At 59.1% G+C, this 23883-nt stretch carries 31 protein-coding genes; 18 read left to right on the top strand and 13 right to left on the bottom strand.

Annotation, left to right across the window (positions count from 1 at the left end):
• Positions 1-21: 21 nt before the first annotated feature.
• The 3 genes from ACK3EW_RS04995 to ACK3EW_RS04985 are packed head-to-tail and all read right to left on the bottom strand — an operon-like array spanning position 22 to position 2277.
• Positions 22-1533: a phospholipase D family protein gene (locus ACK3EW_RS04995; protein ID WP_493808703.1), complete on the bottom strand. Its 1512-nt coding sequence runs from the start codon at positions 1531-1533 to the stop codon at positions 22-24.
• Positions 1534-1571: 38 nt separating this feature from the next.
• Positions 1572-2120, bottom strand: coding sequence for an RNA polymerase sigma factor (locus ACK3EW_RS04990; protein WP_085631291.1), 549 nt, complete (start codon positions 2118-2120; stop codon positions 1572-1574).
• The gene (locus tag ACK3EW_RS04985; protein WP_439121347.1) at positions 2113-2277 is read right to left on the bottom strand and encodes a NepR family anti-sigma factor; all 165 of its coding nucleotides are present in this window, start codon (positions 2275-2277) and stop codon (positions 2113-2115) included. Before ACK3EW_RS04985 ends, ACK3EW_RS04990 begins: the two co-directional genes overlap by 8 nt.
• Positions 2278-2382: 105 nt before the next feature.
• Between ACK3EW_RS04985 and ACK3EW_RS04980 the strand changes: the two genes are divergently transcribed.
• Complete coding sequence (locus ACK3EW_RS04980) at positions 2383-3192, top strand: response regulator (RefSeq protein ID WP_439121348.1); 810 nt, start codon at positions 2383-2385, stop codon at positions 3190-3192.
• Between the two features lie 40 nt (positions 3193-3232).
• Here ACK3EW_RS04980 and ACK3EW_RS04975 read toward each other — a convergent pair whose 3' ends face one another.
• Entirely contained in the window at positions 3233-3394 is a 162-nt protein-coding gene (locus ACK3EW_RS04975) for a DUF1328 domain-containing protein (protein WP_439121349.1), read from the bottom strand.
• Positions 3395-3514: 120 nt separating this feature from the next.
• Here ACK3EW_RS04975 and ACK3EW_RS04970 point away from each other — a divergent pair, with 120 nt between their 5' ends.
• Entirely contained in the window at positions 3515-3805 is a 291-nt protein-coding gene (locus ACK3EW_RS04970; protein ID WP_493808702.1) for a hypothetical protein, read from the top strand.
• On the opposite strand, the gene ACK3EW_RS04965 is transcribed toward ACK3EW_RS04970, so the two are convergent.
• On the bottom strand, positions 3802-4170 hold the full coding sequence (locus tag ACK3EW_RS04965) for a hypothetical protein (protein WP_493808701.1): 369 nt from the start codon (positions 4168-4170) through the stop codon (positions 3802-3804). The two genes, ACK3EW_RS04970 and ACK3EW_RS04965, sit on opposite strands and share 4 nt — an antisense overlap.
• A gap of 80 nt (positions 4171-4250) precedes the next feature.
• Between ACK3EW_RS04965 and ACK3EW_RS04960 the strand changes: the two genes are divergently transcribed.
• From ACK3EW_RS04960 to ACK3EW_RS04910, 11 genes are all read left to right on the top strand, one after another.
• On the top strand, positions 4251-4979 hold the full coding sequence (locus ACK3EW_RS04960) for a Crp/Fnr family transcriptional regulator (protein WP_493808700.1): 729 nt from the start codon (positions 4251-4253) through the stop codon (positions 4977-4979).
• Between the two features lie 68 nt (positions 4980-5047).
• The gene (locus ACK3EW_RS04955) at positions 5048-5485 is read left to right on the top strand and encodes a DUF2383 domain-containing protein (protein ID WP_493808699.1); all 438 of its coding nucleotides are present in this window, start codon (positions 5048-5050) and stop codon (positions 5483-5485) included.
• Positions 5486-5510: 25 nt separating this feature from the next.
• Positions 5511-5960 (top strand): hypothetical protein, encoded by a 450-nt coding sequence (locus tag ACK3EW_RS04950; protein WP_493808698.1) that lies wholly within the window; start codon positions 5511-5513, stop codon positions 5958-5960.
• Positions 5957-6358, top strand: coding sequence for a phage holin family protein (locus ACK3EW_RS04945; RefSeq protein WP_493808697.1), 402 nt, complete (start codon positions 5957-5959; stop codon positions 6356-6358). Before ACK3EW_RS04950 ends, ACK3EW_RS04945 begins: the two co-directional genes overlap by 4 nt.
• A complete protein-coding gene (locus ACK3EW_RS04940; RefSeq protein ID WP_493808696.1) occupies positions 6351-7112 on the top strand; it encodes a DUF3618 domain-containing protein in 762 nt (253 codons plus the stop codon). The genes ACK3EW_RS04945 and ACK3EW_RS04940 overlap by 8 nt, the downstream gene beginning before the upstream one ends.
• Positions 7109-8137, top strand: a complete 1029-nt coding sequence (locus ACK3EW_RS04935) for an AI-2E family transporter (RefSeq protein WP_493808695.1) — start codon at positions 7109-7111, stop codon at positions 8135-8137. Before ACK3EW_RS04940 ends, ACK3EW_RS04935 begins: the two co-directional genes overlap by 4 nt.
• Before the next feature lies 1 nt (position 8138).
• Positions 8139-9110, top strand: coding sequence for an amidoligase family protein (locus ACK3EW_RS04930; RefSeq protein ID WP_493808694.1), 972 nt, complete (start codon positions 8139-8141; stop codon positions 9108-9110).
• Positions 9107-9820 carry a gamma-glutamyl-gamma-aminobutyrate hydrolase family protein gene (locus tag ACK3EW_RS04925; RefSeq protein ID WP_493808693.1) on the top strand — a complete coding sequence of 238 codons (714 nt, stop codon included), beginning with the start codon at positions 9107-9109 and terminating at the stop codon, positions 9818-9820. The genes ACK3EW_RS04930 and ACK3EW_RS04925 overlap by 4 nt, the downstream gene beginning before the upstream one ends.
• A 173-nt stretch (positions 9821-9993) precedes the next feature.
• The gene (locus ACK3EW_RS04920; RefSeq protein ID WP_439120567.1) at positions 9994-10182 is read left to right on the top strand and encodes a hypothetical protein; all 189 of its coding nucleotides are present in this window, start codon (positions 9994-9996) and stop codon (positions 10180-10182) included.
• 5 nt (positions 10183-10187) lie between these two features.
• Entirely contained in the window at positions 10188-10451 is a 264-nt protein-coding gene (locus ACK3EW_RS04915) for a DUF7218 family protein (RefSeq protein ID WP_493808692.1), read from the top strand.
• An 80-nt stretch (positions 10452-10531) separates the two neighbouring features.
• Positions 10532-10726, top strand: coding sequence for a PLDc N-terminal domain-containing protein (locus ACK3EW_RS04910; protein WP_493808691.1), 195 nt, complete (start codon positions 10532-10534; stop codon positions 10724-10726).
• On the opposite strand, the gene ACK3EW_RS04905 is transcribed toward ACK3EW_RS04910, so the two are convergent.
• Entirely contained in the window at positions 10680-11201 is a 522-nt protein-coding gene (locus ACK3EW_RS04905; protein ID WP_493808690.1) for a c-type cytochrome, read from the bottom strand. The two genes, ACK3EW_RS04910 and ACK3EW_RS04905, sit on opposite strands and share 47 nt — an antisense overlap.
• Before the next feature lie 146 nt (positions 11202-11347).
• On the opposite strand from ACK3EW_RS04905, the gene ACK3EW_RS04900 reads away from it, so the two are divergent.
• The gene (locus ACK3EW_RS04900) at positions 11348-11782 is read left to right on the top strand and encodes a DMT family transporter (RefSeq protein WP_493808689.1); all 435 of its coding nucleotides are present in this window, start codon (positions 11348-11350) and stop codon (positions 11780-11782) included.
• A 7-nt stretch (positions 11783-11789) separates the two neighbouring features.
• Here ACK3EW_RS04900 and ACK3EW_RS04895 read toward each other — a convergent pair whose 3' ends face one another.
• The 5 genes from ACK3EW_RS04895 to ACK3EW_RS04875 all read right to left on the bottom strand — a co-directional run bounded on the left by ACK3EW_RS04895 (position 11790) and on the right by ACK3EW_RS04875 (position 17581).
• Positions 11790-12431 carry a DUF3047 domain-containing protein gene (locus ACK3EW_RS04895; protein WP_493808688.1) on the bottom strand — a complete coding sequence of 214 codons (642 nt, stop codon included), beginning with the start codon at positions 12429-12431 and terminating at the stop codon, positions 11790-11792.
• Between the two features lie 98 nt (positions 12432-12529).
• Positions 12530-13213 carry an ABC transporter ATP-binding protein gene (locus ACK3EW_RS04890; protein ID WP_493808687.1) on the bottom strand — a complete coding sequence of 228 codons (684 nt, stop codon included), beginning with the start codon at positions 13211-13213 and terminating at the stop codon, positions 12530-12532.
• Positions 13206-14492: a lipoprotein-releasing ABC transporter permease subunit gene (locus ACK3EW_RS04885; RefSeq protein WP_493808686.1), complete on the bottom strand. Its 1287-nt coding sequence runs from the start codon at positions 14490-14492 to the stop codon at positions 13206-13208. Before ACK3EW_RS04885 ends, ACK3EW_RS04890 begins: the two co-directional genes overlap by 8 nt.
• Before the next feature lie 784 nt (positions 14493-15276).
• A complete protein-coding gene (locus ACK3EW_RS04880) occupies positions 15277-16209 on the bottom strand; it encodes an IS5 family transposase (protein ID WP_493806415.1) in 933 nt (310 codons plus the stop codon).
• Between the two features lie 328 nt (positions 16210-16537).
• Positions 16538-17581 carry an IS5 family transposase gene (locus tag ACK3EW_RS04875; protein WP_493808685.1) on the bottom strand — a complete coding sequence of 348 codons (1044 nt, stop codon included), beginning with the start codon at positions 17579-17581 and terminating at the stop codon, positions 16538-16540.
• A 643-nt stretch (positions 17582-18224) separates the two neighbouring features.
• On the opposite strand from ACK3EW_RS04875, the gene ACK3EW_RS04870 reads away from it, so the two are divergent.
• Complete coding sequence (locus ACK3EW_RS04870) at positions 18225-19331, top strand: pyridoxal phosphate-dependent aminotransferase (protein WP_493808684.1); 1107 nt, start codon at positions 18225-18227, stop codon at positions 19329-19331.
• Between the two features lie 117 nt (positions 19332-19448).
• A complete protein-coding gene (locus ACK3EW_RS04865) occupies positions 19449-19664 on the top strand; it encodes a histidinol phosphate aminotransferase (RefSeq protein ID WP_493808683.1) in 216 nt (71 codons plus the stop codon).
• Here ACK3EW_RS04865 and ACK3EW_RS04860 read toward each other — a convergent pair.
• The gene (locus tag ACK3EW_RS04860; protein WP_493808682.1) at positions 19653-20849 is read right to left on the bottom strand and encodes a pyridoxal-phosphate-dependent aminotransferase family protein; all 1197 of its coding nucleotides are present in this window, start codon (positions 20847-20849) and stop codon (positions 19653-19655) included. The two genes, ACK3EW_RS04865 and ACK3EW_RS04860, sit on opposite strands and share 12 nt — an antisense overlap.
• Positions 20850-20994: 145 nt before the next feature.
• Here ACK3EW_RS04860 and ACK3EW_RS04855 point away from each other — a divergent pair, with 145 nt between their 5' ends.
• Both ACK3EW_RS04855 and ACK3EW_RS04850 read left to right on the top strand, forming a co-directional pair.
• Positions 20995-21711, top strand: a complete 717-nt coding sequence (locus ACK3EW_RS04855) for a phosphatase domain-containing protein (RefSeq protein WP_493808681.1) — start codon at positions 20995-20997, stop codon at positions 21709-21711.
• Positions 21708-23453, top strand: a complete 1746-nt coding sequence (locus ACK3EW_RS04850; protein WP_493808680.1) for an ABC transporter ATP-binding protein — start codon at positions 21708-21710, stop codon at positions 23451-23453. The genes ACK3EW_RS04855 and ACK3EW_RS04850 overlap by 4 nt, the downstream gene beginning before the upstream one ends.
• Here the strand turns inward: ACK3EW_RS04850 and ACK3EW_RS04845 are convergent.
• Positions 23450-23764, bottom strand: coding sequence for an arsenate reductase family protein (locus ACK3EW_RS04845; RefSeq protein WP_493809691.1), 315 nt, complete (start codon positions 23762-23764; stop codon positions 23450-23452). The two genes, ACK3EW_RS04850 and ACK3EW_RS04845, sit on opposite strands and share 4 nt — an antisense overlap.
• Between the last annotated feature and the right edge of the window lie 119 nt (positions 23765-23883).

Raw genomic sequence — 23883 nt, 5'->3', positions numbered from 1 at the left:
GGGCAGCAGTGTCAAGTTCCGTCAGACAATGTTTTCGGTGATCCCCGGCAGGGCTTGTGCCAAATGCGCATGGTTTTCGGGATCATAGGGCACCAAGAAACCCGTTCTGTTTTCCGGCAGGCACACTCCGTTTTCCGCAACGGCCCGCGCCCACCATGGGAACAAGGTGTCGGCCCGCACAGCCTCGGCCGGAAGCGCGTCGAACCACCAATGCGACAGCAATCGGTGTCGCAGGACGCGCATCTTTGCAGGCTCTGAAATGACGACCGCCGCTTCGGTATCCCACCGCATGGATCGACCATTCAGGTTTCCGGACCCGATCAGCGCGAAATCGTCATCTTTGACCAGAACCTTGTTGTGCACATAGATCATCGGTGACCCCGCAAGCGCAGACCTGCAATCCCGCGAGGCCATGACCGGTCGCACCGGCGACGCGAACAGTGCACGGTCGCCAAAGGCGTCTTGGACAAGACCAACTGCCTCTTGTTGCAGACTAAGGCCAAACCGCGTGTCCAGCCCATCTTCGTCGTAGAACGCAAGGCTTTCCGGCAAGGCCGGCAAGATCGCCACGAGATGAAGCCCCGGGTTGCGGCGCGCAGCCTCGGCCAAGGCCGCCGAAATCGGTCGGGAGCGAAGAAATTGCGTTTCAATATGAATCAGGTGGCGGGCAGAGCGGAAACTCTGGATATGCGTCGCCTCGATCTCATTCACCACCGTACGCGGCGACAGATAAGGAAACTGCATACGTCGCGGCGCCGACATGGTGCGCTTGATCGTATCAAGCTGTGGGGCTGCGCGTTTGCCCGATGTCACATCCAGAAACGTGTCAAGATGGCTCTTGGCTTCGGCCACCTCTGGCCCGTTGCGCATCAACAGATGGATGTCAGACCATGTTTCGCGTGCTGGACGGTTGTGGTCCAGCGTGTCGAACCGCCTTTCATTCAGATCAAGACCACCGATGAAGAGCGTATCATCATCGACCACCGCCAGCTTTTGGTGATGGGTGACCGTGCGCAATTCGGGCAAGGGTTGCTTGTTAAGCAACACGGCCTGTCGTGTCAGACGGTCCTTGGACAAGCCGGCCAACTGGTCCCATTTGCGTTTGAGCACGGCAGGCAGCAATATCCCCCAAGGTAGGATACCCGCACGCGCGTTATGTAGTGCTGCGGTGATGGAGACCTGCCCCGGCGCGGCATTTGCGATCTCGGCCAAAGCCGCACCCTGTCGCACAGTCTGCCATGTCAGCTCGTGAAGAGGCGTTGCCATGACTGGGTCGAAATCGCTGACCACCAAAGTGACCGACACACCGCGCCGGATCACATGCGCCAAGAGGTCGAACCAGTCTTTTCCAACGCTCTGCGCCTCGGGGCTGCGCAACCGTGTGCGCAGATCAAAGACCCGAAACGACCCATGTAACGATGAGCGCGCTTGCAGTACAGCCCGCTCGAATGCGGGCCACGCCTCTTCTGCAGTGATTAGGACTTCCAACTCCGGTGCAGAGTCGGGGTGCATGGCGCGCACGGGATCGGACACAAGCTTCCCCTCTGCATGACCGGCATTCTTGCGCCGGATCAGGCGACGTTCTTTTGGTTGGTCACGATCCCGGTGGTCACGATATCGGTCGCCTCCATCACTTCGTCATCGCTCATCTGAAGGATTTCGACCAATTGTTTTCGTGCGCGGTTCACGCGGCTTTTGATTGTGCCAACGGCGACGCCACAGGTTTCTGCCGCTTCCTCGTAGGAAAAGCCGCCCGCGCCGACCAACACCAACGCTTCGCGCTGTTCATCGTTCAGCTGGTCAAAGGCCCGGTTGAAGTCGCGCATCTGAAGCCGTCCGTCATGATCCGGTTTTTGCGCCAGCGATGCCGCCATTTCACCGTCGACATCAGCAACTTCGCGACGCGCTTTGCGATGATGCGAATAATAGGTGTTGCGGAGAATCGTGAACAACCATGCCCGCATGTTCGTGCCTGGTTTGTAGGAGTCGATTTTCGTCCACGCCTTGACCAAAGCATCCTGCACCATGTCATCCGCCAACGCTGAATTGCGCGTCAAACTCATGGCGAAGGCACGCATCGCACTCAGATGCTCTACGATTTCATCTTTGGGGTCAGTCATTTGACGACCCCGTTGACGGTTTGTCCGCTTGCCGAAGCTGCTCGAGCAACTGGGTGAACCTATCCGGCACCTCTTGTTTGGCAACGTCCTCATAGACCCGCTTGAGGTTTGCCTCGATCTCTTGCTCAAGGCTTGATAATTTCCGATCCTGTTTCATGTAGCCCTTCAGAATTATGCACTTTTGTCGCGCGTCAGCGGGAACCTAACGCTATCTAGGGCGTTTGGTTCCCGTAACATTCAAAAAAAGTGGGAGCTTTTCTCTATGTCGACCGAACAACCCCAGGACCTGACCTCCAAGATCGGAGCGAACCTTCCGTTCCTGCGCCGATATGCGAGAGCTCTCACCGGTTCACAGGTCGAGGGTGACAAATACGCTGTCGCGGCGCTTGAAGCGATCCTGAGCGATACATCCATCTTTGATCACGAAGCCTCTAACAAGGTCGCCTTGTTCAAGGTCTTCCATTCGATCTGGTCCACTTCGGGCGCAACCTTCAGCGATTCTGAAACAGGCGTCGCCGCAAAGGCCCAGAAACATCTGTCCCGCCTGACAACGGGAACGCGGGAAGCGTTGCTGCTGCACACAATCGAGGAAATGTCCTTTGACGATGTGGCCAGCGTGTTGGACATCACCTCCGGAGAGTCGGAAAAGCTTGTCGATATCGCCTATACTGAAATGGCAAAATCATTGGCTGGTCGCGTGATGATCATCGAAGACGAAGCCATTATCGCCATGGACCTTGAAGCCATCGTTGCGGATATGGGTCATGCGGTAACCGGGATTGCCCGCACTGCCGACGCGGCCGTCAAACTGTTCAACTCGGAAAAGCCGCATCTGATCATGTCGGACATTCAGCTTGCCGACGGATCAAGCGGCATTGACGCCGTGAACAAGATCGTGGCCGATAATCCGGACACTCCAGTGATCTTCATCACCGCCTTCCCAGAACGTCTGTTGACAGGTGAAGGCCCGGAACCCGCATTCCTGATTTCCAAACCCTACACCGAAGAGCAAGTCCGCTCTGCGGTCAGCCAGGCGATGTTCTTCTCCTCCACGGAAACGTTGAAAGCCTGACAGCAACAAAAAACCGGAGCGCACCCGCTCCGGTTTTTTTTTACGATCGCACAGCCCGAACGATAAGGGTTGCGACGAAGAGCACCACAAATACTACAAACAGGATTTGCGCGATCCCGGCCGAGGCGGATGCAATGCCGCCAAATCCGAACACTGCGGCAATTAGAGCGATCACAAAGAATATCGTAGCCCAATACAGCATGGGAAAATCCTTTCCGTTTTCATTCAGCAACTGGCCTCTCAACCCTTGTTCGACAGCGATGGTTCCGAGGAACTTTGGCGGCACCACAGGCGTTGGTGTGGAAATGAAAGGAGACTGAAAATGGCACAGACACAGACAAATCGCCCGGACGTGCACGAAGACACGGGGGCGCAATCGCTGCCAAAATCGGACAGGATCAAGGCCGCAGTTTCACACGCACAAGAGGGCGTTCAGGACGCAAGCGCCAAACTGCGCGACACGGCGCTAGAGACTGCAGAACGTGGTGTCGATCAAGCGCAGACCATTCAGGGCGAGTTCGACAGCGCGGTGCGACGCAACCCGACGCTGGCCGTTCTGGGTGCCATGGGCGTCGGTGTTGTTCTGGGCCTTGCGCTGAACAAACGCGCCTAAGTGCCGAACCCCAGCCGCGCCAACGCGGCAAGCACATCGTCGGTCGAGTAGGGGCGCAACAAAACGCCCGCCCCTGCCCGATCCGAAAATTCGGACGGACCGTCAATCAAGATCAGCGGACACGTGCTGGCATCATATGTTGTAAGAAAATCTGCAACATCGTGCCGGTGCATCGACAATCCGAACAGCATCAATCTGAGATGCTCTCCCGATTGGATCAGCGCGTCATGTGCATCTGCAACTCCGCGCACGTGCACGACGGGCCCCAACCCTTGCCCGGTTAGGATCTCGGTCAAATCATCGGCTTCGACCATGTTGTTCGAAATGATCAGTGTTTTCGGAGCTGATGTCGTCAACTCAGTCATGTCTTAAATTCCTTTGGAGTTTCGTCACGCATGACACCCCGGAAGCATTTGCGCATTAAACTATGACATAGCGAGGCATCATGAAAACGAATTGCGAAAACTGTCCATTGCGACAGCTCGATTTGTTCGAGGACATGTCAAAAGATGAGCTTCAGTTCATGTCGCGCTTCAAAACCGGGGAGTTTATCGCCCAACCGGGCACCGAAATTCTGGCCGAAGGCGCATCCTCCTCCCAGCTTTACACCGTCCTCGATGGCATGGGCCTGCGCTACAAGACACTCGAAGACGGCAGCCGTCAGGTTGTCGGCTTCATTCTTCCGGGAGATTTCATCGGCTTGCAAAGCGGTGTCATGGGCGAAATGAAACACACGGTCGAGGCCGCGACCCGGATGACACTGTGTGTGTTCAACCGCTCTGAGCTTTGGGATCTCTTCAAATACCAGCCTCGCCGGGCCTTTGATCTGACCCATGTCGCGGCGACCGAGGAATTCCTCTTGGGCGAAATGCTGGCCGCCGTTGGCCAGATGGACGGAATGGCCAAGATCGCTTGGGTTCTGAACCGGTTTTACAAACGCCTCACCGCTTTGGGTCTGAACAAAAATGATCAGGTTCCCCTGCCCTACCGCCAGCAGGATATCGCGGATGCCATGGGGCTGTCCTTGGTGCACACAAACAAAACGCTGGCAAAGTTACGGTCTCAGGGGGTGGTTACATGGTCAAGCGAGATGCTGACCGTACATCGCCCCAACGCATTGGCCGAGCTTGGCTTATCCGCAGGCGTGCCTGCCGCACGGCGTCCTTTGATCTGACATTACGTCGCGACCTTCGGGAACTCTGCCGCCCATAGCGCGTTCTTTGTTCAACGCAGGAGATAAGAATGTCCACGACGACCAACCACACTCGACACAATTGTCTGCAGTCCCTGTTCGACACTCTGATCGACATCAGCCAAGGCTATGAGGCCATGATTGAACGGGCAGAGCCGTCTGTCCGGGCGTATGTGACGGAGTTCTCCCAACAACATGACCGCGACATCCGCGAGATAGAACGCATTGCCTCGGAAGAGGGGTTTGAACTGGATCGTTCTGGCACTGTCATGGGCGACGTCCACAAGACAGCTGTCAAACTTCGCGACCTCTTTTCAGATATCGACAAAGGCGCACTGCAAGCTGTGGCCGATGGCGAAGAAAACGTGGTCAAACGCTACGACGACGCCATCAACAGCCTCAGCCCCAAAGACACGCTGCACACAATCCTGACCGAGCAGCGAAACGCACTGCGCAGCCGGATCGCAACCCTGCCCGAAACCGCGTGATCAAGACCTTTCCAAGGAGGACGACATGAGCACCACATCCCAAGTATTCGACACCGCAAAGGACCGCGCGGCAGACATGGCAGAAGACGCAAAGTCACAGATGGCGCAGACTGCCCATACACAAGCCGAACACACGCGCGATCAAACGGCCGAAACCGCCGAGCAGGCGGCAAGTGCGGCGCATGCTGCAAGCCATGAATTCGACCGCGACACGCTTCAGGCCGCAGCGCTTGAACAGGTGGGCGCCCAGATCAACGCAGTTGCCGCACATTTGCGCAACACCCCGGTTGACGAAATGGTCGACGATGTTGCTGTCTTTGCCCGCAAAAACCCACTGCTGTTTCTTGGCGGCGCGGCGCTGGCCGGCTTTGCTGCGGCACGGTTTCTGAAATCCGGTGAGGGTGCACGCGGTGCGGCGGACGATGCCAACGACCCATGGGCGGGGCACCTCAACCAGACGGAGGATGCCGCATGACCCAGACCACCCAACGCCCAACTGATCTGCGCAGCCTGATCGGTGGTATCCTTGACGAAGCCCGCCTGCTGCTGCGCGCCGAGGTTCAACTCGCTCGGCGCGAACTCTCGGACAGCGCAGTCCGGGCAGGCACCGGGCTTGTGCTGTTTGGTCTGGGCGCGTTGATCGCGCTTGTGGGGCTCACTGCGCTTGCGGTCGCAGCAATACTGGGTGTGGCGGCGTTAGGCGTCGCCTATCACTGGGCCGCCCTGATCGTCGCAATCGCGTGCCTGACGCTCGCCCTGCTGTTCGTACTTATGGGCAAGTCGCGCCTGTCCTCGGCAGCGCTCGCACCGCGGCGGACCCTGAAACAAGTCAAATCAGACATCGACGCAGTAAAGGAGATGGCACGTGCCTAATACAGATCAACTTGAACGGAACGCGGAAACCCACCGGGCGCACCTGACAGACCAGATCAGTGCTCTGGCCACATCGGTCAACCCGGAAGCAACTGCCAAGCGGGCGGTTGGTCAGACTGCCGATATAGGCCAAAGCGTCACCAAAGCTTTGATGGAGGGTGTAAAACGATCGCCTTCGGGACTGGCGCTTGTCGGGATCGGTGCGGCTGTGATCGCGCTGAATGCAGGCCAGCGCCCTGCGGCGTCACGCCAGCCAGATCCGACAGAGAATATCGACGACCGGATCGCGCGTGCGGACCGAAACATGAAAGCGCGTGCGCAGGTCGAAACCGGCCGCTTCGCGCAGTCCCCTTCGGCATCGACTTTGCGCAGGTCGCTGGATAAAGGACTGGACCGTTTGCCACCCGACGCCCGTGCCCGCGTTACCGAAGCACGTCTTAAGGTGATCGAAGCACAAGAAAAACTTGACCGTCAGGCACGTCGCAGCGCACGCCACGCGCGAGAGGCCCATGAGAGTCAGCCATTTCTGACAGGTGCTATCGTCGCTGGGATCGGGGCATTGATCGGGGCGTTGCTGCCATCGACCAAGGCTGAGGCAGACCTGATGGGCGCGACGCGGGACAAAATGATGCGCGACGCCGAGGCTGTGCTTCGCAACGAAATGGCCCAACTTGAATGGCAGGGCAAAGCGGCCGTCGACACCGGCCTGCGCGAAGCCCGCGCCGAATTTGCCGGGACACCCCAAAGCGCATGATGCTGGCACATACCGAGTTTCGCACCCGCCTCGAGACAATCTGTATCGTTCTGGTGGCGATGGTGGTGGTGGTGACCGCGATGAAGCTGGCCAAGGGCTTGCTGGCGCCGGTCACGCTTGGCCTGATCGTGGGCATCGTGGCCGCCCCCGGCATGCGCCTGCTGGCCCGTTTGGGCATTCCCCGCGCCGTCAGCGCAAGCATCAGCCTTTTGTTTGTCGGCGCAGCGACCGTTTTGCTGATCGCGGGCCTTGGCCCTATCGTGATGGACCTGATCGGACAGGTGCCCCGCATCGAAGACGAAATCCGCTGGTGGGTGATCGACGCCAGCCGGGCCATTCGCGGACTTGAATCTGTACAGATCGAACTTGAGCAAAGCCTCGCAGAAGACGGCAAGGAAGTTGAGGCCGCGATGCCAAGCCTGCTGGACGCCCTGTCGATGGCACCGAACTTTGCCGCGCAATTGCTGACCTTTGCAGGCACCTTCTTTTTCTTCACGCTGACGCAGAACGAAATCTACGCCACGGTCAAAGGCAAGGCAGCCTCGCTTCGGCAAGCCGACAAGGCCGTATCCCACTATTTCGTGACGGTGGCCGCCATCAATGCAGGCCTTGGCGCTGCGGTCTTTGCCGCGATGACAGTAATCGGCGTGCCGAACCCCATCCTCTGGGGGGCCGCCGCCTTTATCCTCAACTTCGTTCTATACCTTGGCCCCGTCATGTTGCTGGTGGCACTTGCGGTTGTTGGGTTCACCGAATTCAACGGGGCTTACGCGCTGCTGCCCGCTTTGGCCTATCTCATGCTAAATATGACCGAAGCACAGTTCGTGACCCCGACCCTTGTCGGCCAACGCCTACAGTTGAACCCGCTTGTTGTCTTTCTTGCGATCCTCTTCGGCCTATGGCTCTGGGGACCGATCGGAGGCATCGTGTCTCTGCCTCTTCTGGTTTGGGCGACGGCGTTCATGGCGCACCAACCCCAGCCAGACCCGGCGACAGACGCAGACCTTGCACCAACACAGGCGTGATATGATCCAGACCAAACCGACCTTCCCCGCCCTGCCGATGGAACAGACCGCAGACGGCAATGAGCGCCTTTGTGGGATCGAGATCGAATTCGCCGGTCCCACCGAGCACGAGACCGGCGCTCTTATCGCAAAGGACTTCGGCGGCTCCTTGGTGGATGGCGGCGATCACAGCGTCACTGTGTCCGACACCCGCTTTGGTGACATCGAAGTGGAACTGGACATCACGCTGCGCAAACGCGACGACCTGCCGTTTCTCAAAGAAGGGTTGGACGCATTTCGCGGGCTGATCCCGGTCGAGGTGGTGACGCCTCCGCTCAGCCGCACGCAATTGGAAGAGTTCAACACGATCTGCACCGGCCTGCGCCGCATCGGGGCGCTGGGATCGCGCAGCGGTGTTCTGTTGGGGTTTGGCGTACATGTGAACCCCGAAGTGGTGGCTCCCGATCACCGCTTCACGCTTGACACGATCACCGCTTACGCGCTGCTTGAACCTTGGCTGCGCGACAAGGAACAGGTCGACACGACCCGACGTATGATGCCGTTCATCGGAGCATGGCCACAGGGGTTGATCTCGGATCTGGCGAACAACGACTACAACAGCCTTGCCGACCTCATGCGCATGGCCGCCGCGCACATTCAGAGTCGCAACCTCAGCCTTGATCTGCTGCCACTCTTCAAACATGCCGAGCCGGATTTGTTCGCCGAATGCTATGACATCGACGACAAAACCGCCGCGCGCCCCACCTTTCACTTCCGCCTGCCCGAAAGCCGCATCGACGAGGCGGATTGGTCCCTGCGCCAGCCCTGGCAGTTGTGGCGGCAGGTCGAACTCGTGGCCGCCAATGACACCCTGCTGGCGGCGCTGCGTGATGCATGGAAAACACATGACGCTGCGTGGTTCGAGCGAAAATCCGTCTGGGTCAAAACCATCGACACGCTGCTTCAGGATCACGACGCAAAGGCCGATTTATGAGCCGACCGCTGATTGCCGTGACCACCTCGGCCCGCACCGGCTGGCGGGTGTACCCCCTGATCAATCTGAACCTCTGGATCACCGGCGGGCGCGGCCTGCGTTGGGGCGTGGGGCGGATTGTCGACCTTGAACATGTGGACGGGCTGATCATCGGCGGGGGCGATGACATCGGCCCGGAAATGTATGGAGGCAAGCTTGGCATTTCGGCCAAACTCGACCCCGAGCGCGACGAATTGGAGCGTTGCCTCGCCGAAGCGGCACTGGAGCGCAATATCCCGGTGCTGGGTATCTGCCGGGGATCACAAATGCTGAACGTCGCGCTTGGAGGGACGTTGGATCAGGACGCTTGGACAACCTATGGTGCCGACCGCAAGATCACCACGATCCTGCCCAAGCGCGAGGTCTGTGTTGAGAGTGACACCCACCTGTCGCTGATCAGCGGCGAAAAGCCCATGCGAGTCAATGCCTTGCACAGTCAGTCTGTAGATCAGCTTGGCCAAGGGCTGCGCGTGTCCGCACGCGATACAGGCGGCATGATTCAGGCCATCGAGAGAATACGCGACCCGTTTGCACTTGGTGTGCAATGGCACCCGGAACATCTGTTCTACGCCCACCGCCAACGCGCCATCTTCCGCGCGCTCGTGAGCGCGGCTCGCGCCTATCGCGCCGACCGCAGCCAAACCAACGCCATGCGCCAAGACCTGGCCTGACGCTCGGCCATTGCCTGCAGTGGCCGTGAGCGGAGCACGGCATGACCTGAATGCAAGTCCCCCTCGGCAGGCACAGGAAATCCCCCACAGCGCGGGAATCCCGGCCTCCGGATGGAACCGTCCGCCCTGGAGCAGCGTTGAGACACTGAACGTCACATTCAGAGAGGTACGTCATGTCCGCTCCATCCACGAATATCGAAAAGCAATCGAAACGCCATCGCCCGGCCATCTGGGGCATTATCGCGGCAGGTGGTTTCGCAGCCGTGCTGTTCCTTGCCTATCTTGCCAACCTGGCAGCCCAAGGCAATGAGCCGGGTGAAGACACATCCGCACCCGCCGCAGCCGCAACAACAGACGGGTAAGCGTCATGGTCAAAGACCACGGATCGTCTATCAAGAATGACGAAACTTACGAAGCGCTGCGCGAAGACGGTCACAGCAAGGAAGCCGCCGCGCGCATCGCCAACGCGCAGGCGAACCCCGACCAGTCACCTTCAAAGAAAGGTGGCAAAGCGTCCAGCTATGAAGACCGGACCAAAGACGATTTGTACGACCGCGCGCAAGAGCTCGAGATCGAAGGCAGGTCCGACATGACCAAGGCCGAGCTTATCGCCGCTCTCCGGGAGCACTGAGCCTGCGTGTTTAACCTGCGCAGATGGTGAACTCTGAAAAGCAAAGCCAGCGCTGCATAAGGCGCATCAAGGAGAAACTCATGGGTATCGAAATCACTGGCATTGGAGGCTTGATCCTCCTTGTTCTCAATATCTGGGCGTTTGTGTCGATCATCGGGTCGCACAACTCAACCGGATCAAAGGTGCTGTGGTGTTTGCTGGTGCTGGTCCTGCCGCTGCTGGGCTTTATCATCTGGCTGATCGCCGGGCCTCGCTCGCACTCGGCGCGCGCCTGACGCTATCAAGCCCCGCTGACCGGCGGGGCTTTTTCAATGGCACGCAGCCGGCTCGCCGCGTGGCCTGAACGCTCTCGATATATTCCAACAGCGCGACCAGCTTGCGCGGGGTCGGCGTAAGAACGCCATCACCCGTGTCCAGTGGCACCAAATCCCCCTCAAGCAACGCACCGAATTCCGGCATATCCGGCCCGGAAAGCGTTGTTTTGGTGTACCCGTCGATGGTCGACAGCACCTTGACCGATGGGAACGTGCCGCCGTTTCGCACCGAAAGCAGCGTCAGATCCGGCGGCGCTTTGGCCATCGCGCGTGCCATCGGGCCATCGCCTTTGGCGTCTACCCCGTGACACACCGCGCAGTTTTCCATGAACAACGCGCGGCCATCGCTTGCGGCGGGCATTTCCTCCGGCGTGCAGGCGGCGACAAGCGCTGCCGCGCAGCTTCCCAATGTCAGACTGATGAGGGTTGGGCGCATTTCGGCCTCCTTGCTCGATTGTGCGCAGAGTGCCTGTCTTTGCCCGTTCGCGCAACCATCTGCCCAGTGCATCTGTGCGAAGGTGAGTGACAATCGGCGGACCCCGGCGCAGTCTGCACCAGAATCGCGACACACGGAGACCGCCCATGCCGATCTACGCCCTCACCATGCTGGCCGCCGGGATCGGCATCCCGCTTTTGGCCGCGCTAAATGCCGCTTTGGGGGTGAGGATCGGATCCCCCGCAGCTGCGGCGATGGTGCTTTTCTGCGTGGCCCTTCTGGCTGCCACCGCGGCCACGCTAATCACAGGCCCACGGGCGCTGGTCAATGTGCCGCTTGCCCCCCGGCATCTGCTGTTGGGCGGGTTGTTCGTGGCGTTTTACGTATTGTCGATCACCTATATCGCACCGCATTTCGGTATTGGGAATGCGGTGTTCTTCGTGCTGTTGGGCCAGCTTATCTCAGCCGCGTTGATCGATCATTTCGGTCTTTTCGGCGCACGGGTCAGTCCGCTGAGCCTCACCCGCGCCACCGGGATCGCTGTCATGGCATTTGGCGTCTGGATCACCCAACGCGCCTGAGCAGAGGTCAGTTAACCGTCAATCCGCTGATCGACGCTCGAATGCGGGTGTCGGTATCGTCACTGTCCCCGGACAGCGCCAAGCCCACAAGCGCAGCACCACCGCCCCCAAAGGCGTTGGCATAATCGCGAGCAAGATTAACGCTTTCATTTGCACTGCCGGTGCCCGACCCGCGCAACACGATCGTCTTGCCCCGATTGCCAAGATAAGGGCTGCTCAACACTGCCCCCCTATTGTGCGCCCCGCCCCAGACATAAACCAGAACCCGTGCGGCATCATTGGTCAGCAATTGGCGCACACTGGCACCCTTGAGGGCCTGTGCTTCGGCATCCGGCAGGAACACAAAATAGAGCGCCAGATTGCGGTCATCGCCGCCCTTCTTGCGTAAGTCGGTGGCGGGCACACCTTCTTGCACGCTCCACGACCATTTGGCCGTCGACGCCTCCCAATAACTTTCCGGCAGCGGACGATACGCCAGCGATACCGAACCGTTCGAGGCGACACTCACAGAGCTGCCGTTGAACCCGTATGTGTTGGACGAGAAAAGCGAGAACTTCTGAGTTTTCCACGATCCGTCAAAAGACACAGGCGCGGCCATGGCAGGCAACGCGGAAAGACAGACAGCAGCAGCGGTAAGCAAACGGAACATGGACACACCCTTTCGTGGTTGCCTCTGGTCTAACAGCCCGGAGCGATCACTGGCATCAAACGTTCGCGTGAGAGTTATGTCACCCTCTCGTGGCGGTGTTACAGGGCGGTCAGTTTGCCCTGATCCAACCGAATGCGGCGGTCCATGCGCGATGCGAGGTCCATGTTATGCGTGGCGATCAACGCAGACAGACCTGTCTCCCGAACCAGCGCCATCAATGCGTCGAACACCGTATCGGATGTCGCCGGATCAAGATTGCCTGTCGGCTCATCCGCCAAGAGCACCGAGGGCCGATTGGCCAAAGCCCGGCAGAACGCGACGCGCTGCTGCTCGCCGCCAGACAGGGCTGCCGGCCGATGATGCGCTCGCGTGCCAATGCCCACAATCTCAAGCAATTCACGCGCGCGCGCATCTGCATCGTTGCGCGCAATTCCTGCGGCCAGCTGTGGCAGGACAATGTTCTCTTGCGCACTGAATTCGGGAAGAAGGTGATGGAACTGGTAGACAAACCCCACCTCGTCCCGCCGCACCAAAGTGCGCCTGCGATCTGGCGCACCGGTCAGATCCGCCCCGGCGATTTCAACTGTGCCGTCATCGGGTGTGTCCAGCAGACCGGCGATATGCAACAACGTCGATTTTCCTGCACCCGACGGTGCCACCAGCGCCACGATCTCGCCCTTGGCAAGCGACACATCCACCCCGCGCAGCACCTCGACCGCTGCTGGGCTGCCCGCATTGTAGGTCTTGGTGACCCCGGTCAATCGCAGAGCAACATCATTCATAGCGCAACGCCTCGACCGGGTTCATCCGTGCGGCGCGACGGGCGGGAAAGATCGTCACGATAAAACTGAGGCCCAAAGACAGGCCCACCGCGCTGAGCACATCCGGCAGGCGCAACTGCGCGGGCAATTCGTAGATCCCGCGCACCGCTGGATCCCAGACCCCGCCGCCTGCCACGTAGTTCACGAAGGAAAAGATCGGGTCGATATAGAGCGCGAAGAGACAGCCAAGGATCACCCCGGCGACGGTGCCCAGGATACCGGTGAACGCACCGCAAATGAAGAACACCCGCAGCACGGCGCCTTCGGTCAGGCCCATGGTGCGCAGGATGCCAATGTCACGGCCCTTGTTCTTGACCAGCATGATCAGGCCCGACACGATATTCATCGCGGCGATCAGAACGAGGATCGACAGGATGATGAACATCACATTGTCCTCGATCTCCAACGCGCGAAGGAACCCGCCGCTGGCGTCCTGCCATGTCCAGACAAGTGCCCTTTGTCCGGCGGCCTGCACAATGGGCAGCGTCACGCTTTCGACCCGATCGGGATCGGCGACCATCACCTCGATTTCATCCGCAACACCTTCGCGGTTGAAGTAAAGCTGCGCCTCGCCAAAGGGCATGTAGACACGGGTTCGGTCGATGTCGTAGCGCCCGGCGGTGAAGACATAGACCACCTCATAGGCCTTGACGCGCGGGCTGGTTCCGAAGGCGGTGCGCACCCCGTCGGGCGAGATCAGCTTAACCTTGTCGCCCAGCGAAACACCAAGTTCCCGCGCCACACCCGAGCCGATGGCGATGCCTTCGCCAAAGCGCACCAGATCACCGCGTGCGGTCTCGGGATCGGCAATCCGCGGAATCGTGGCAAGGTCGTCTGGCGAGATGCCGAACACCTCGACCCCGGCGTTGCGGCTGTTGGCTGTGGCCATCACCTGCCCTTTGACCAGAGGCGCTGCGCGGGTGACGCCGGGGACTGCGGCCACGGATTGCGCCAAGGTCTCATAGTCCTGAATTGTGCGGCTCGAACGGCCAAACTCATCGGTCTGCTGCGTATAGTAAACCGTCACATGCGCGTTGGAGCCGAGGATCGTATCGACGAATTCAGCCCGAAACCCAGAACGCACCGCCAAGGTCGCAATCAATGCAAAGACGGCCAGCGTGATGCCGATCAGGCTGATCCATGTCATCACACTCACCCCGCCCTCGGCACGGCGGGCGCGCAGGTAACGCCACGCGATCATCCATTCGAACGGGGCAAAGGGGGGAGGTGTCTGGGCCATGTCGGTCTCTTGCTGCTCTGAGCGATAAGTGGCTGCTTGGCCCCGGCGGGTCAAGGCGCGCGGGTTAGGTCGGGATGATGGCGGTTGGTGGTCGCTACAGAAAATGTCAGCAGAGCTGACCTTAATCGGGTGCAGAGGAAACACTGTTGGCAAAGCAATTATCGAATGCCTTTCTTCACGTACACCATCTAAATTGTTTTTGAACATCGAAAAACCTCGATGTAGCCTCTGGAGGCGATGGAATGTAGCGCATGACTTACCAGAATTCATCTTGCTAAATTCTGTGGAGTTACTAAGCTAAGTTCAATATAATGACCGGTCCTGCGCCAAGCAGAGATCCCCAAGACTAACACAAAAGGTCTTTGCCTTGTTTGAAAAATATGTGGCCTCCAATCCACATCACTTTTCCTATTGGGTCAAGGCTATGGCAACGCGCCTTTTGAATCACGAATGAATCCAGCCAACATTAAAGAACTATGAACAGCACAAATAAAGAAGTTTTCGATAGAACATTTCATTTGAGGGGGTCCCATGCCTGAGGCTATTCAAACTGAAACATCGGATTCGCATAAAGCGCAGCTAGAAATCGAATTTCAATCTATGTCCGAGCTATTGAAGTCCGGGCCACTTTTGGTGGGTGAAGACCATTCATCACCTGCGGCACGTAGTGTAATCAAAGATTTGGTATCAGAAGGAAACGTCCGCAGCTTGTGGTTAGAGGCTCCTAAATGGCGTTGTTGCATTACCCCGGCCTGAGGCGTGACGTCCCCTTACCCCGCTGACGTTATGCCACGCGGACGATCTCGGCGGTGCCGAGGGCGTTGAAGCGGTTCATGAGGGCGATGCGGATGTGGATTTCGGCGGTCTGTCGGTCGGGGTCTCTTGCCATGATACGCTCGCCGAAGGATTTCAGGCAGCGCATCTTCGCCTCGATCCGGTTGCGGGCGTGGTATCCGGTCCAGCGTTTCCAGAACGCCCGCCCGTAGTATCGCGTCGCGCGCAGGGTGTCGTTGCGGGCGCGTGCAGCCGGGCAGTCTTCTTTCCAGAGACGTCCGTTCTTTCGGATCGGGATGATCGGAACGGCGTCGCGTTCGATGATGGCCTTGTGGCAGCGGCGTGTGTCGTAGGCGCCGTCGGCGGTGACCGTGCCTATCTGCTCACCTGCCGGGATCTGGCCGAGCAGGTCGGGCAGCACGGGGCTGTCGCCGTCGCGGCTGGGGGTGAACTCGACTGCCCGGATGTCCGAGGTGGTGGTGTCCATGGCCAGATGGACTTTGCGCCATTGGCGTCGGCCTTGCACCCCGTGCTTGCGGGCCTGCCATTCGCCATCGCCGAGGAACTTGATCCCGGTGCTGTCGACCAGCAGGTTCAGCGGGCCGTCCGCACGGCGATACGGGACCTGGACGGCCAAGGTCTTTTGCCTGCGGCACAGCGTGGAAAAGTCCGGCACGGGCCAGTCCAGGCCGGCCAGTCGCAGCAGGCTGGCCACCATTCCGGCGGTCTGGCGCAACGGCAACTTGAACAGGACTTTGATCGATAAGCAGAACTGTATGGCCGCATCGGAAAACACCGCCGGACGTCCGGGTCGACTGTCACGCGGCGCGCGCCAGGTCATGTCCTTGTCGACCCAGATGAGCAGAGACCCCCGCTTCCTGAGTGACGCGTTGTAGCTGGACCAGTTCGTCGTGCGATAGCGGGCGGGAGATGGCTTGCTCATGCACCGCGTCTAACGCCATGGATTCGCGAAGTGAATCCTTCGTCGTCAGACTTTTGCAACAATGCCCTCCTAAATGGGAAGGCGTTGCCCCTGACCAAGAAAGCGTTATGAAAATTTTGGACAACCCTGCTCTGGGTCATAAAAACTCATCTAAAGGGCACCTCGATTTTTGACCGATTTCGGGGCCACGCAGCGCGTCTCATGACGTGATCCAAGCTGGAGGCCGTCTACTGTCGGCCCTGCATGCCCGCACATTCGCGGCTGTGAGCCCGTTACGCTCTGTCTTTCGACCTTCGCAGGCTAATCTGCTCGCTGGTTTGCCTGGTGTTCATGCCGGGCACGGGTTGATGCGGCGCAACTGGACGAGGCGGCGCATGTTGTAGGCGAGGTTCTTCATCCCGATCTTCGCCTTGGCCCGCACCATGCCGATCGTGCGCACCAGCGTGCCACCCATGTCGTTGCTCTGCGCCCCGAAGACATGTTCAACGCGGACCCGCACCGAGGATTTGGTCCGGTTGCTGCCCTTGGCCTGTTTGCTCAGCGGTTTGCCGCGCTTGCCCTTGCGGTGGATGCGGCTCTTCAGGCCCCGGGCACGCAGCTTGGCCTCCATCTCCTCTGACCGATAAGCTGAATCCGCCCAGACGCCCGCAGCAGTGTTGCCTTCCCTCAGGAGGTGATCAACCGCCTGGCTGTCATGGAGGGCGGCATCGCTGACATGGTAGCGCCGCACCAGCTTGTGCTTGCGATCCACGTTCACGTGGTTCTTGTAGCCGTAATGGCTTTTGCCGTGCTTTTTCGTCCAGCGTGCGTCGACGTCCTTCTGGCTCCGCTTGGCCGGCTTGCCCTTCCAGTGCTCGGGCTCCTCGCCGCTCTTGATGATCTTGTTTTCTTCGCGGGTATTGCGGTTCTTCGGCACCGGCACGATGGACGCATCCAAGATCTGACCGCCCCGCGCGATATAGCCCTGCCGCGACAGATACCCGTCAAACTGTCGGAACAGTTCGTCGACCAGACCCGCCTGCGCCAACCCTTCGCGGTAGAGCCAGACCGTCTTGGCGTCGGGAACCCGATCCTCCAGTCCGAGGCCCAGGAACCTCATGAACGACAGCCGGTCACGCACCTGGTATTCGATCTGGTCGTCCGACAGGTTGTAAAGCGCGCTCAGCACAAGCGTTTTGAACATCAGCACCGCGTCCATCGGCTTGCGCCCGGCGCGGGACTTGCGCTCCGCCTCAGGCTTGCGCCAGACACGCTCCAGCGTCGGACGGAACTCCTCCCACGGCACAACGGCGTCAATCTCGACCAGTGGGTCCTTCTTGGCATCAAGGCTCGCGTAGCGATCTGAAAGATCAAAGAAACCCATCTGCGCCATCGTCATTCTCCAGCTGCCGGTTTGCCTCTGAGATCATACCCAGGCGCAGCGGGTGGGGCAATTTTTAGAGGTGCCCTAAATTTGTCGCGCTATTTCGTCACTGCCGCTCTAACAACGTTTTGGTTTATCACTGGGACCACAAATTGAACTTTGATCCGAAAGGTCGGTCGCCAGAAGGCATGGCAGAGCGCAACGAATGCGGCGCAGAACTCTTTTCGGCTAGTAATAGCAATATTGGGGCCATACTGCTTGCAGGCTCTTACCATTTCTTGAATCATCATTCGAACAATAAGTCCTTTCAAAAGATTTTAAACATAACAGAACCAAGAGTGTTCGATTTATCGATGTATAACTGAAGAATAGGTTTGCACTTGAACACTTCACTAGAGTCACTTGAATGGTCAAAGCGAGTGGGCAACATACCAAGCTGAAACAGCATTTTGTCCGCGACGCGGACAAGGTTACGTGTCGAAAACAGCTTTAGCTTGACACCCCTAAAGCCTTTTGAGGCGAACGTAGAAACCACCTACTTTGCCACAAAGCACCTTCATGCGCTGATTGATGTCCTTTAATCTGCGCTCAAACCGGGTGGTTGGTCCATAGGTGCTTGTTTCGACCCTGCCCGCTTGGCATAGACAGGGGCATGACTGGACCCAGATATCCCGACCTGATCGCCAAACTGCCCTCCTCCGTGCCGTTTGTCGGCCCCGAAGTGCAGGAGCGTCAACGCGGTGCACCGTTCCTTGCGCGGCTTGGTGCAAATGAAAGCGTCTTTGGCCCATCGCCCTTTGCGGTAGCCGCCATGCAGGACGCAGCAGGGCAATGCTGGCAATACGCGGATGCCACGAATTACGATCTGATCCGCGCCATCTCGGAGCATATGGGTGTGCGTCCCGACAACATCATCATCGGGGAAGGTATCGACGGGTTGCTGGGATATCTTGTGCGGTTGCTGGTCGCGCCCGGTGATCCGGTGGTCACTTCGGACGGCGCCTACCCGACGTTCAATTACCACGTTGTGGGCTTTGGCGGCACGCTGCACAAAGTGCCATTCCGCAATGATCACGAAGACATCGACGCGTTGATGGCGAAAGCGGCCGAGGTCGAGGCAAAGATCGTCTACCTTTCGAACCCGGACAATCCAATGGGCAGCTGGCACAGCGGTGCCAAGATCGAAAAGGCGCTGGACGCATTGCCCGATGGCACCCTGTTGCTGCTGGACGAAGCCTATATCGAATTCGCCCCGGACGGCACCGCTCCGACGATCGACGCGGAGGATCCGCGTGTGATCCGCATGCGCACCTTTTCCAAAGCCTTCGGCATGGCCGGTGCGCGGGTCGGATATGGCATTGGCGCACCTGAGTTGATCAAGAGCTTCGACAAGGTCCGCAACCATTTCGGAATGTCCCGTATTTCGCAGGCCGGCGCGTTGGCCGCCTATGAAGACACCGCCTGGCTGGATGAGGTCATCGCACTTGTGGCCGAGGCGCGCGACCGGATCGCGTCAGTCGCCAAGGCCAACGGACTATCACCGCTGCCCTCTGCCACAAATTTCGTTACCGTGGATTGTGGGCAGGACGGCGCGTTTGCCAAGGCTGTACTGGCAGCACTGATCGAACAGGGGGTGTTCGTGCGCATGCCGTTCGTGTCACCCGGAGATCGCGCGATTCGGATCAGCGCGGGACGCCCTGGCGATCTCGACATCTTTGAAACGGCCCTGCCGAAAGCGCTTGAATCGGCGCGCAGATAGGCGCGGCCACTGGTCTTCACGAAAAATTTGCCGGTTTGCCTCAGATTCCCACTGACGGAGCAGGGCTCTGCGCTATTCTGTCGCAGAATTGTTTAAGCACCATGCATGGAGATGTAGATGGATCATCGCCATCCTAAGCGGGTCGAGGATTATACGACCGCCAATCTCGTTTTGATTTTCATCAACCTTTTGTGGATTTTTGGCGTGATCTGGGCCCAATTCGGATTGATGGCCGTCATCCTTTCTGGATGGGTCTTGAACTATGGCATCACCCGGCTGGCCCAATACAAGGCCAGCCGCGCAATCCAATGGCCGCGGAAATCAGACGCCTGAAATAACCTTTGCCGCCTCGGTCACCCCGCCCGGCCGGTGCGGAATGTTCAAAGCGCCAAATCCCGCCTCGACCGATCCCAAAAGACCGAGGATCATGTGCGCATTGACATGACCCATATGTCCAAAGCGGAAAAATCCGTCGCTCATCGGGTCTTCATCGGTCCCCATGCCCAACCCGATCCCCAACGTGACGCCAGCCTGATCCGAACACCAGCGACGCAGTTCCTTGCCATGCGGTTTGCCAATGGCCATTGCAGTAACCGCGTGGCTGCGAAGCGCCGGATCAGAGATATTGAGCCGCAAAGGGCCATCCTGCCCCCAATGTTCGACCGCCGCCCAGATCGCACGGGCGAGCGTTGCGTGGCGGGCCCAGATCGCCTCAAGCCCTTCGGTGTGGATCATGTCCAGCGCGGTGCGCAGACCGTAGAGGTGATGCGTCGGTGCTGTGCCGCTGAAATATTGGTAGAACGCCTCGGGCGCGGCGCGTGCTGTCCAATCCCAATAGGTGCTCACATGCTTGAGCCGACGACGCCCCTCGGCCGCCTTGTCATTGAAGAACACAAAGCCCAGTCCCGGCGGACACATCAGCCCCTTTTGTGATCCGGTGAGTGCGACATCGACGCCCCAGGCGTCCATCTCGAACCGATCGCAGCCCATCGCGGCGATGCAATCAGCGATTAGCAACGCGGGATGCCCCAGTTCGTCAAGGATTGCGCGCAGCGGGGCAAATTCGTTGCGGTTGGAGCTGGACGTGTCCACATGCACAGCCATCACGGCTTTGTAGGCATGGGTGCTATCGACCTTCAGCGCCTCCTCGACCCGCGCCAGATCGAAGGTGCCGCCGTTGCCGAAATCCAGCACGTCGACCTCGATCCCGCGCGCCTCGGCAATGCGGCTCCATGCCATCGCAAAGAACCCGGTGGCCAACACCAGCACCTTTTCCCCGACGCCGACCGTGTTCGCCAATGCCGCTTCCCACGCGCCATGCCCGTTGCTGATATAGATCGCCACATGCCCATCTGTGCGCGCCACGCGTTTCAGATCGCGCACAAGGTTGGGCATCATGTCGGGCAGCTCGCCCTCGTAAATATTGGGAGAGGCACGGTGCATGGACCTCAGAACGGCATCCGGCACAACAGAGGGACCGGGAATAGCAAGATACGTGCGACCATTGGCAAGTGACATGAGCAACCTCGAACGGATGGGGGTGTCCTGCAGAAAAGCAGGTTTGGGCGCACCCTACCCCGCCCAGCCGCGCCGTCAATAACGCGCGGTGCTTGCCAGCGCGCGTTGCAGTCTCTACATCCGCGCCTGACGCGAAAGGGACCGAATGCTGGGACGACTTTGGACAAAGATCGAAGATGCAGAACGCAAGCTGCGTCGGTCCTTCGGCAAGGACATCACCGATCCAAGGGCGCGGCGGTGGTCTACCTTTCATTACCACGTGTTCGATCACGCCTTCCTGCGCACCTTCTGGACCAATTTCTATGAGATCGCGCCGGGCGTGTATCGGTCGAACCAGCCAACCCATGCGCGGTTCGAGAAATACAAGGGGATGGGCATCAAGACCGTCGTGAACCTGCGCGGCGAAGACAAATACGCCCATTACCTGTTTGAGAAGGAAACCTGCGAGGCGTTGGGCCTCCGGCTTCTCAACGCCAAGCTGCAAGCGCGCAATGCGGTCAGCCGCAAGAAGATCGTGCATGTGATCGACACATTGCGGATCGCGGAGAAGCCGTTTGTGTTTCACTGCAAGTCCGGTGCGGACCGCGCCGGGTTTGTGTCGGCGCTTTATCTGATGGTGTTCGAGAACCAACCTGTCGAAGTCGCGCGCAAGCAGCTTTCGTTGAAGTACATACACCTCGATTTCACAGCGACCGGCGTGCAGGACTACATTCTTGAGGTCTACGCCGCCCGCAACGCTCGGCAGCCCATCGGGTTCGAGGACTGGATTCGCACCGAATATGACGCCACCGCGATTCAAGCGGGCTTTAACGGCAAGACACCTGCCGACAAACTGACCCTGCCCGCGGCCGTAGTGACGTGACCGAAGCGGCCGTCAACCCGCGCGGACTGCTGCTTTGGGTCTGGCGTGGCTACCTTGCCAAACATTGGCGACTGCTGATCGTTGCGATGGTCTTCATGGCGCTGGAAGGCGGCATGTTCGGCGCGCTGTCCTACATGATGAAACCGATGTTCGACCGCGTCTTTGTGGGCGGCGAGGCGGACGCGATCATCTGGATCGGTCTGTTGTTTCTGGGCATCTTCGTGGTTCGCGCGGTGGCGAGCATCATTCAGAAGGTGCTGTTGACGCAGATTTCGCAACTCTCGGTCGCAGATATCCGGCAAGACCTGTTGGCACATCTGATGGTGCTGGACGCGTCCTATCACCAGACCCATTCCCCCGGCTACCTGATGCAGCGGGTCGAGGGCGATGTGGATGCGATCAGCAAGGTTTGGCGCACCATCATAACCGGCGCCGGGCGGGACGTGATTGCCCTTATCTCTTTGTTCGCCGTCGCGATTTCGGTGGATTGGCGCTGGACACTGGTGGCGCTTCTGGGGGTTCCGGTGCTGATCGCGCCATCGATGGTGTTGCAACGTTACGTGCGCAAAAAGGCGCGGCTGGCGCGCGATGTGGCTGCAAACCTGTCTGTACGGCTGAACGAAGCATTCCACGGAATCATTCCAGTCAAGCTCAACGCGTTGGAGCGCTACCAATCCGAGCGCTATCGCGCCCTGACCGAGCAGCGGGTCAAGGTCGAGACCCGCAGCGCGCTGGGGCAAGCCACGATTCCGGGTCTCATCGACATCATGGCGGGCCTTGGTTTCATGGGGGTGCTGTTCTACGGCGGCGGCGAGATCCTGTCGGGTGAGAAAACCGTGGGCGATTTCATGGCCTTTTTCACCGCAATTGGTTTGGCGTTTGAACCCTTGCGGCGGTTGGGCAACGTAGCTGGCGTCTGGCAGGTCGCGGCAGCCGGGATCGAACGCATCCGGCAAATCCTCGACACCGAACCAACCCTGCGCAGCCCGGCAGCGCCAAAGCCAGGGCCGGCGGGCGTACCCGCCATTATGCTTGAAGATGTGTCGCTAACCTACGGTGAAACAGTCGTTTTAAACGGATGCAGCTTTACTGCAGAGGCCGGACAGACAACCGCCCTCGTTGGGCCATCTGGCGCCGGAAAATCAACTATTTTCAATGTTCTGACCCGGATTGTTGATCCATCACATGGCCAAGTGACCATAGGAAGCGTGCCTGTCTCGGAAATGGCGCTCGTGGACCTGCGCGCGCTCTTTTCTGTTGTGTCTCAAGAAGCGTTGCTCTTTGACGATACGGTTCTGGAAAACATCCTGCTGGGTCAACAGAACGTACCCGAGGCCGATCTGAAACGCGCGCTGGATGCGGCGCATGTGTCCGACTTCCTGCCGCAGTTGTCAGACGGCTTGAACACTCCGGTTGGCCCGCGCGGGTCGGCCTTGTCAGGTGGTCAGCGGCAACGGGTGGCAATTGCCAGGGCCCTGCTGCGCAACCGCCCCATCCTTCTGTTGGACGAGGCAACGTCGGCGCTGGACACCGGGTCCGAGGCCAAGGTACAGGACGCACTGGACGAATTGTCCAAGGGGCGCACCACATTGGTGATCGCGCACCGGCTGTCGACCATCCGTGATGCACACAAGATCGTGGTCATGGATCAGGGCCGCGTGATCGAACAGGGCACGCATGACGATTTGCTGACGCAATCCGGCACCTACGCCGCACTGCACCAGATGCAGATGCGGGATTAACTCAAAAGAGCCGCTTGAGTGTCCTTGTCCCACCCAAGATAAAGCACATCGCCATCGACGATCAGCGGGCGTTTCATCAGCTTTGGATGCGCAATCAGCAAGACCTTAGGATCGGTTTCCCGCTCTGCAGCGTCCAGTCCACGCCACGTTGTCGACTTTGTATTGAGAATTTTTTCACCAAACTGATTCATTGCCTGATCCAGTATACCTTCGGGTACCGAACTCATTGAAACATCTACCAATTCTGCGTTTGGCAATGCCTTCAATGCCTTACGGCATGTGTCGCAATTCTTCAGCCCGTATAGGATCATTTCTCGCTCCTGCGTCTTGCTCAAGACCACTCCGCACCCCTTGTGGACAAATGTGCGTGGGACTTGTTTTTGGGTTGTTTCGGTCAATTTCAATTATTGTGTCCGGGTGTCGCAGAATG

This window comes from Marivita sp. NO-S04 (genome assembly GCF_059070475.1).
Note: the sequence above shows the minus strand (reverse complement) of the source record. Positions and strands in the feature narration are given on the sequence as shown.

Bases quoted from the DNA above. Each gene is read 5' to 3' on its own strand.
- ACK3EW_RS04890 (WP_493808687.1), bottom strand. From the start codon at position 13,213: ATGAATGATGTTGCTCTGCGATTGACCGGGGTCACCAAGACCTACAAT.
- ACK3EW_RS04935 (WP_493808695.1), top strand. From the start codon at position 7,109: ATGATGCTGGCACATACCGAGTTTCGCACCCGCCTCGAGACAATCTGT.
- ACK3EW_RS04955 (WP_493808699.1), top strand. From the start codon at position 5,048: ATGTCCACGACGACCAACCACACTCGACACAATTGTCTGCAGTCCCTG.
- ACK3EW_RS04960 (WP_493808700.1), top strand. From the start codon at position 4,251: ATGAAAACGAATTGCGAAAACTGTCCATTGCGACAGCTCGATTTGTTC.
- ACK3EW_RS04950 (WP_493808698.1), top strand. From the start codon at position 5,511: ATGAGCACCACATCCCAAGTATTCGACACCGCAAAGGACCGCGCGGCA.
- ACK3EW_RS04910 (WP_493808691.1), top strand. From the start codon at position 10,532: ATGGGTATCGAAATCACTGGCATTGGAGGCTTGATCCTCCTTGTTCTC.
- ACK3EW_RS04975 (WP_439121349.1), bottom strand. From the start codon at position 3,394: ATGCTGTATTGGGCTACGATATTCTTTGTGATCGCTCTAATTGCCGCA.
- ACK3EW_RS04900 (WP_493808689.1), top strand. From the start codon at position 11,348: ATGCCGATCTACGCCCTCACCATGCTGGCCGCCGGGATCGGCATCCCG.
- ACK3EW_RS04870 (WP_493808684.1), top strand. From the start codon at position 18,225: ATGACTGGACCCAGATATCCCGACCTGATCGCCAAACTGCCCTCCTCC.
- ACK3EW_RS04945 (WP_493808697.1), top strand. From the start codon at position 5,957: ATGACCCAGACCACCCAACGCCCAACTGATCTGCGCAGCCTGATCGGT.
- ACK3EW_RS04980 (WP_439121348.1), top strand. From the start codon at position 2,383: ATGTCGACCGAACAACCCCAGGACCTGACCTCCAAGATCGGAGCGAAC.
- ACK3EW_RS04970 (WP_493808702.1), top strand. From the start codon at position 3,515: ATGGCACAGACACAGACAAATCGCCCGGACGTGCACGAAGACACGGGG.
- ACK3EW_RS04990 (WP_085631291.1), bottom strand. From the start codon at position 2,120: ATGACTGACCCCAAAGATGAAATCGTAGAGCATCTGAGTGCGATGCGT.
- ACK3EW_RS04925 (WP_493808693.1), top strand. From the start codon at position 9,107: ATGAGCCGACCGCTGATTGCCGTGACCACCTCGGCCCGCACCGGCTGG.
- ACK3EW_RS04880 (WP_493806415.1), bottom strand. From the start codon at position 16,209: ATGAGCAAGCCATCTCCCGCCCGCTATCGCACGACGAACTGGTCCAGC.
- ACK3EW_RS04855 (WP_493808681.1), top strand. From the start codon at position 20,995: ATGCTGGGACGACTTTGGACAAAGATCGAAGATGCAGAACGCAAGCTG.
- ACK3EW_RS04845 (WP_493809691.1), bottom strand. From the start codon at position 23,764: ATGATCCTATACGGGCTGAAGAATTGCGACACATGCCGTAAGGCATTG.
- ACK3EW_RS04895 (WP_493808688.1), bottom strand. From the start codon at position 12,431: ATGTTCCGTTTGCTTACCGCTGCTGCTGTCTGTCTTTCCGCGTTGCCT.
- ACK3EW_RS04875 (WP_493808685.1), bottom strand. From the start codon at position 17,581: ATGGCGCAGATGGGTTTCTTTGATCTTTCAGATCGCTACGCGAGCCTT.
- ACK3EW_RS04860 (WP_493808682.1), bottom strand. From the start codon at position 20,849: ATGTCACTTGCCAATGGTCGCACGTATCTTGCTATTCCCGGTCCCTCT.
- ACK3EW_RS04915 (WP_493808692.1), top strand. From the start codon at position 10,188: ATGGTCAAAGACCACGGATCGTCTATCAAGAATGACGAAACTTACGAA.
- ACK3EW_RS04965 (WP_493808701.1), bottom strand. From the start codon at position 4,170: ATGACTGAGTTGACGACATCAGCTCCGAAAACACTGATCATTTCGAAC.
- ACK3EW_RS04885 (WP_493808686.1), bottom strand. From the start codon at position 14,492: ATGGCCCAGACACCTCCCCCCTTTGCCCCGTTCGAATGGATGATCGCG.
- ACK3EW_RS04905 (WP_493808690.1), bottom strand. From the start codon at position 11,201: ATGCGCCCAACCCTCATCAGTCTGACATTGGGAAGCTGCGCGGCAGCG.
- ACK3EW_RS04985 (WP_439121347.1), bottom strand. From the start codon at position 2,277: ATGAAACAGGATCGGAAATTATCAAGCCTTGAGCAAGAGATCGAGGCA.
- ACK3EW_RS04930 (WP_493808694.1), top strand. From the start codon at position 8,139: ATGATCCAGACCAAACCGACCTTCCCCGCCCTGCCGATGGAACAGACC.
- ACK3EW_RS04865 (WP_493808683.1), top strand. From the start codon at position 19,449: ATGGATCATCGCCATCCTAAGCGGGTCGAGGATTATACGACCGCCAAT.
- ACK3EW_RS04920 (WP_439120567.1), top strand. From the start codon at position 9,994: ATGTCCGCTCCATCCACGAATATCGAAAAGCAATCGAAACGCCATCGC.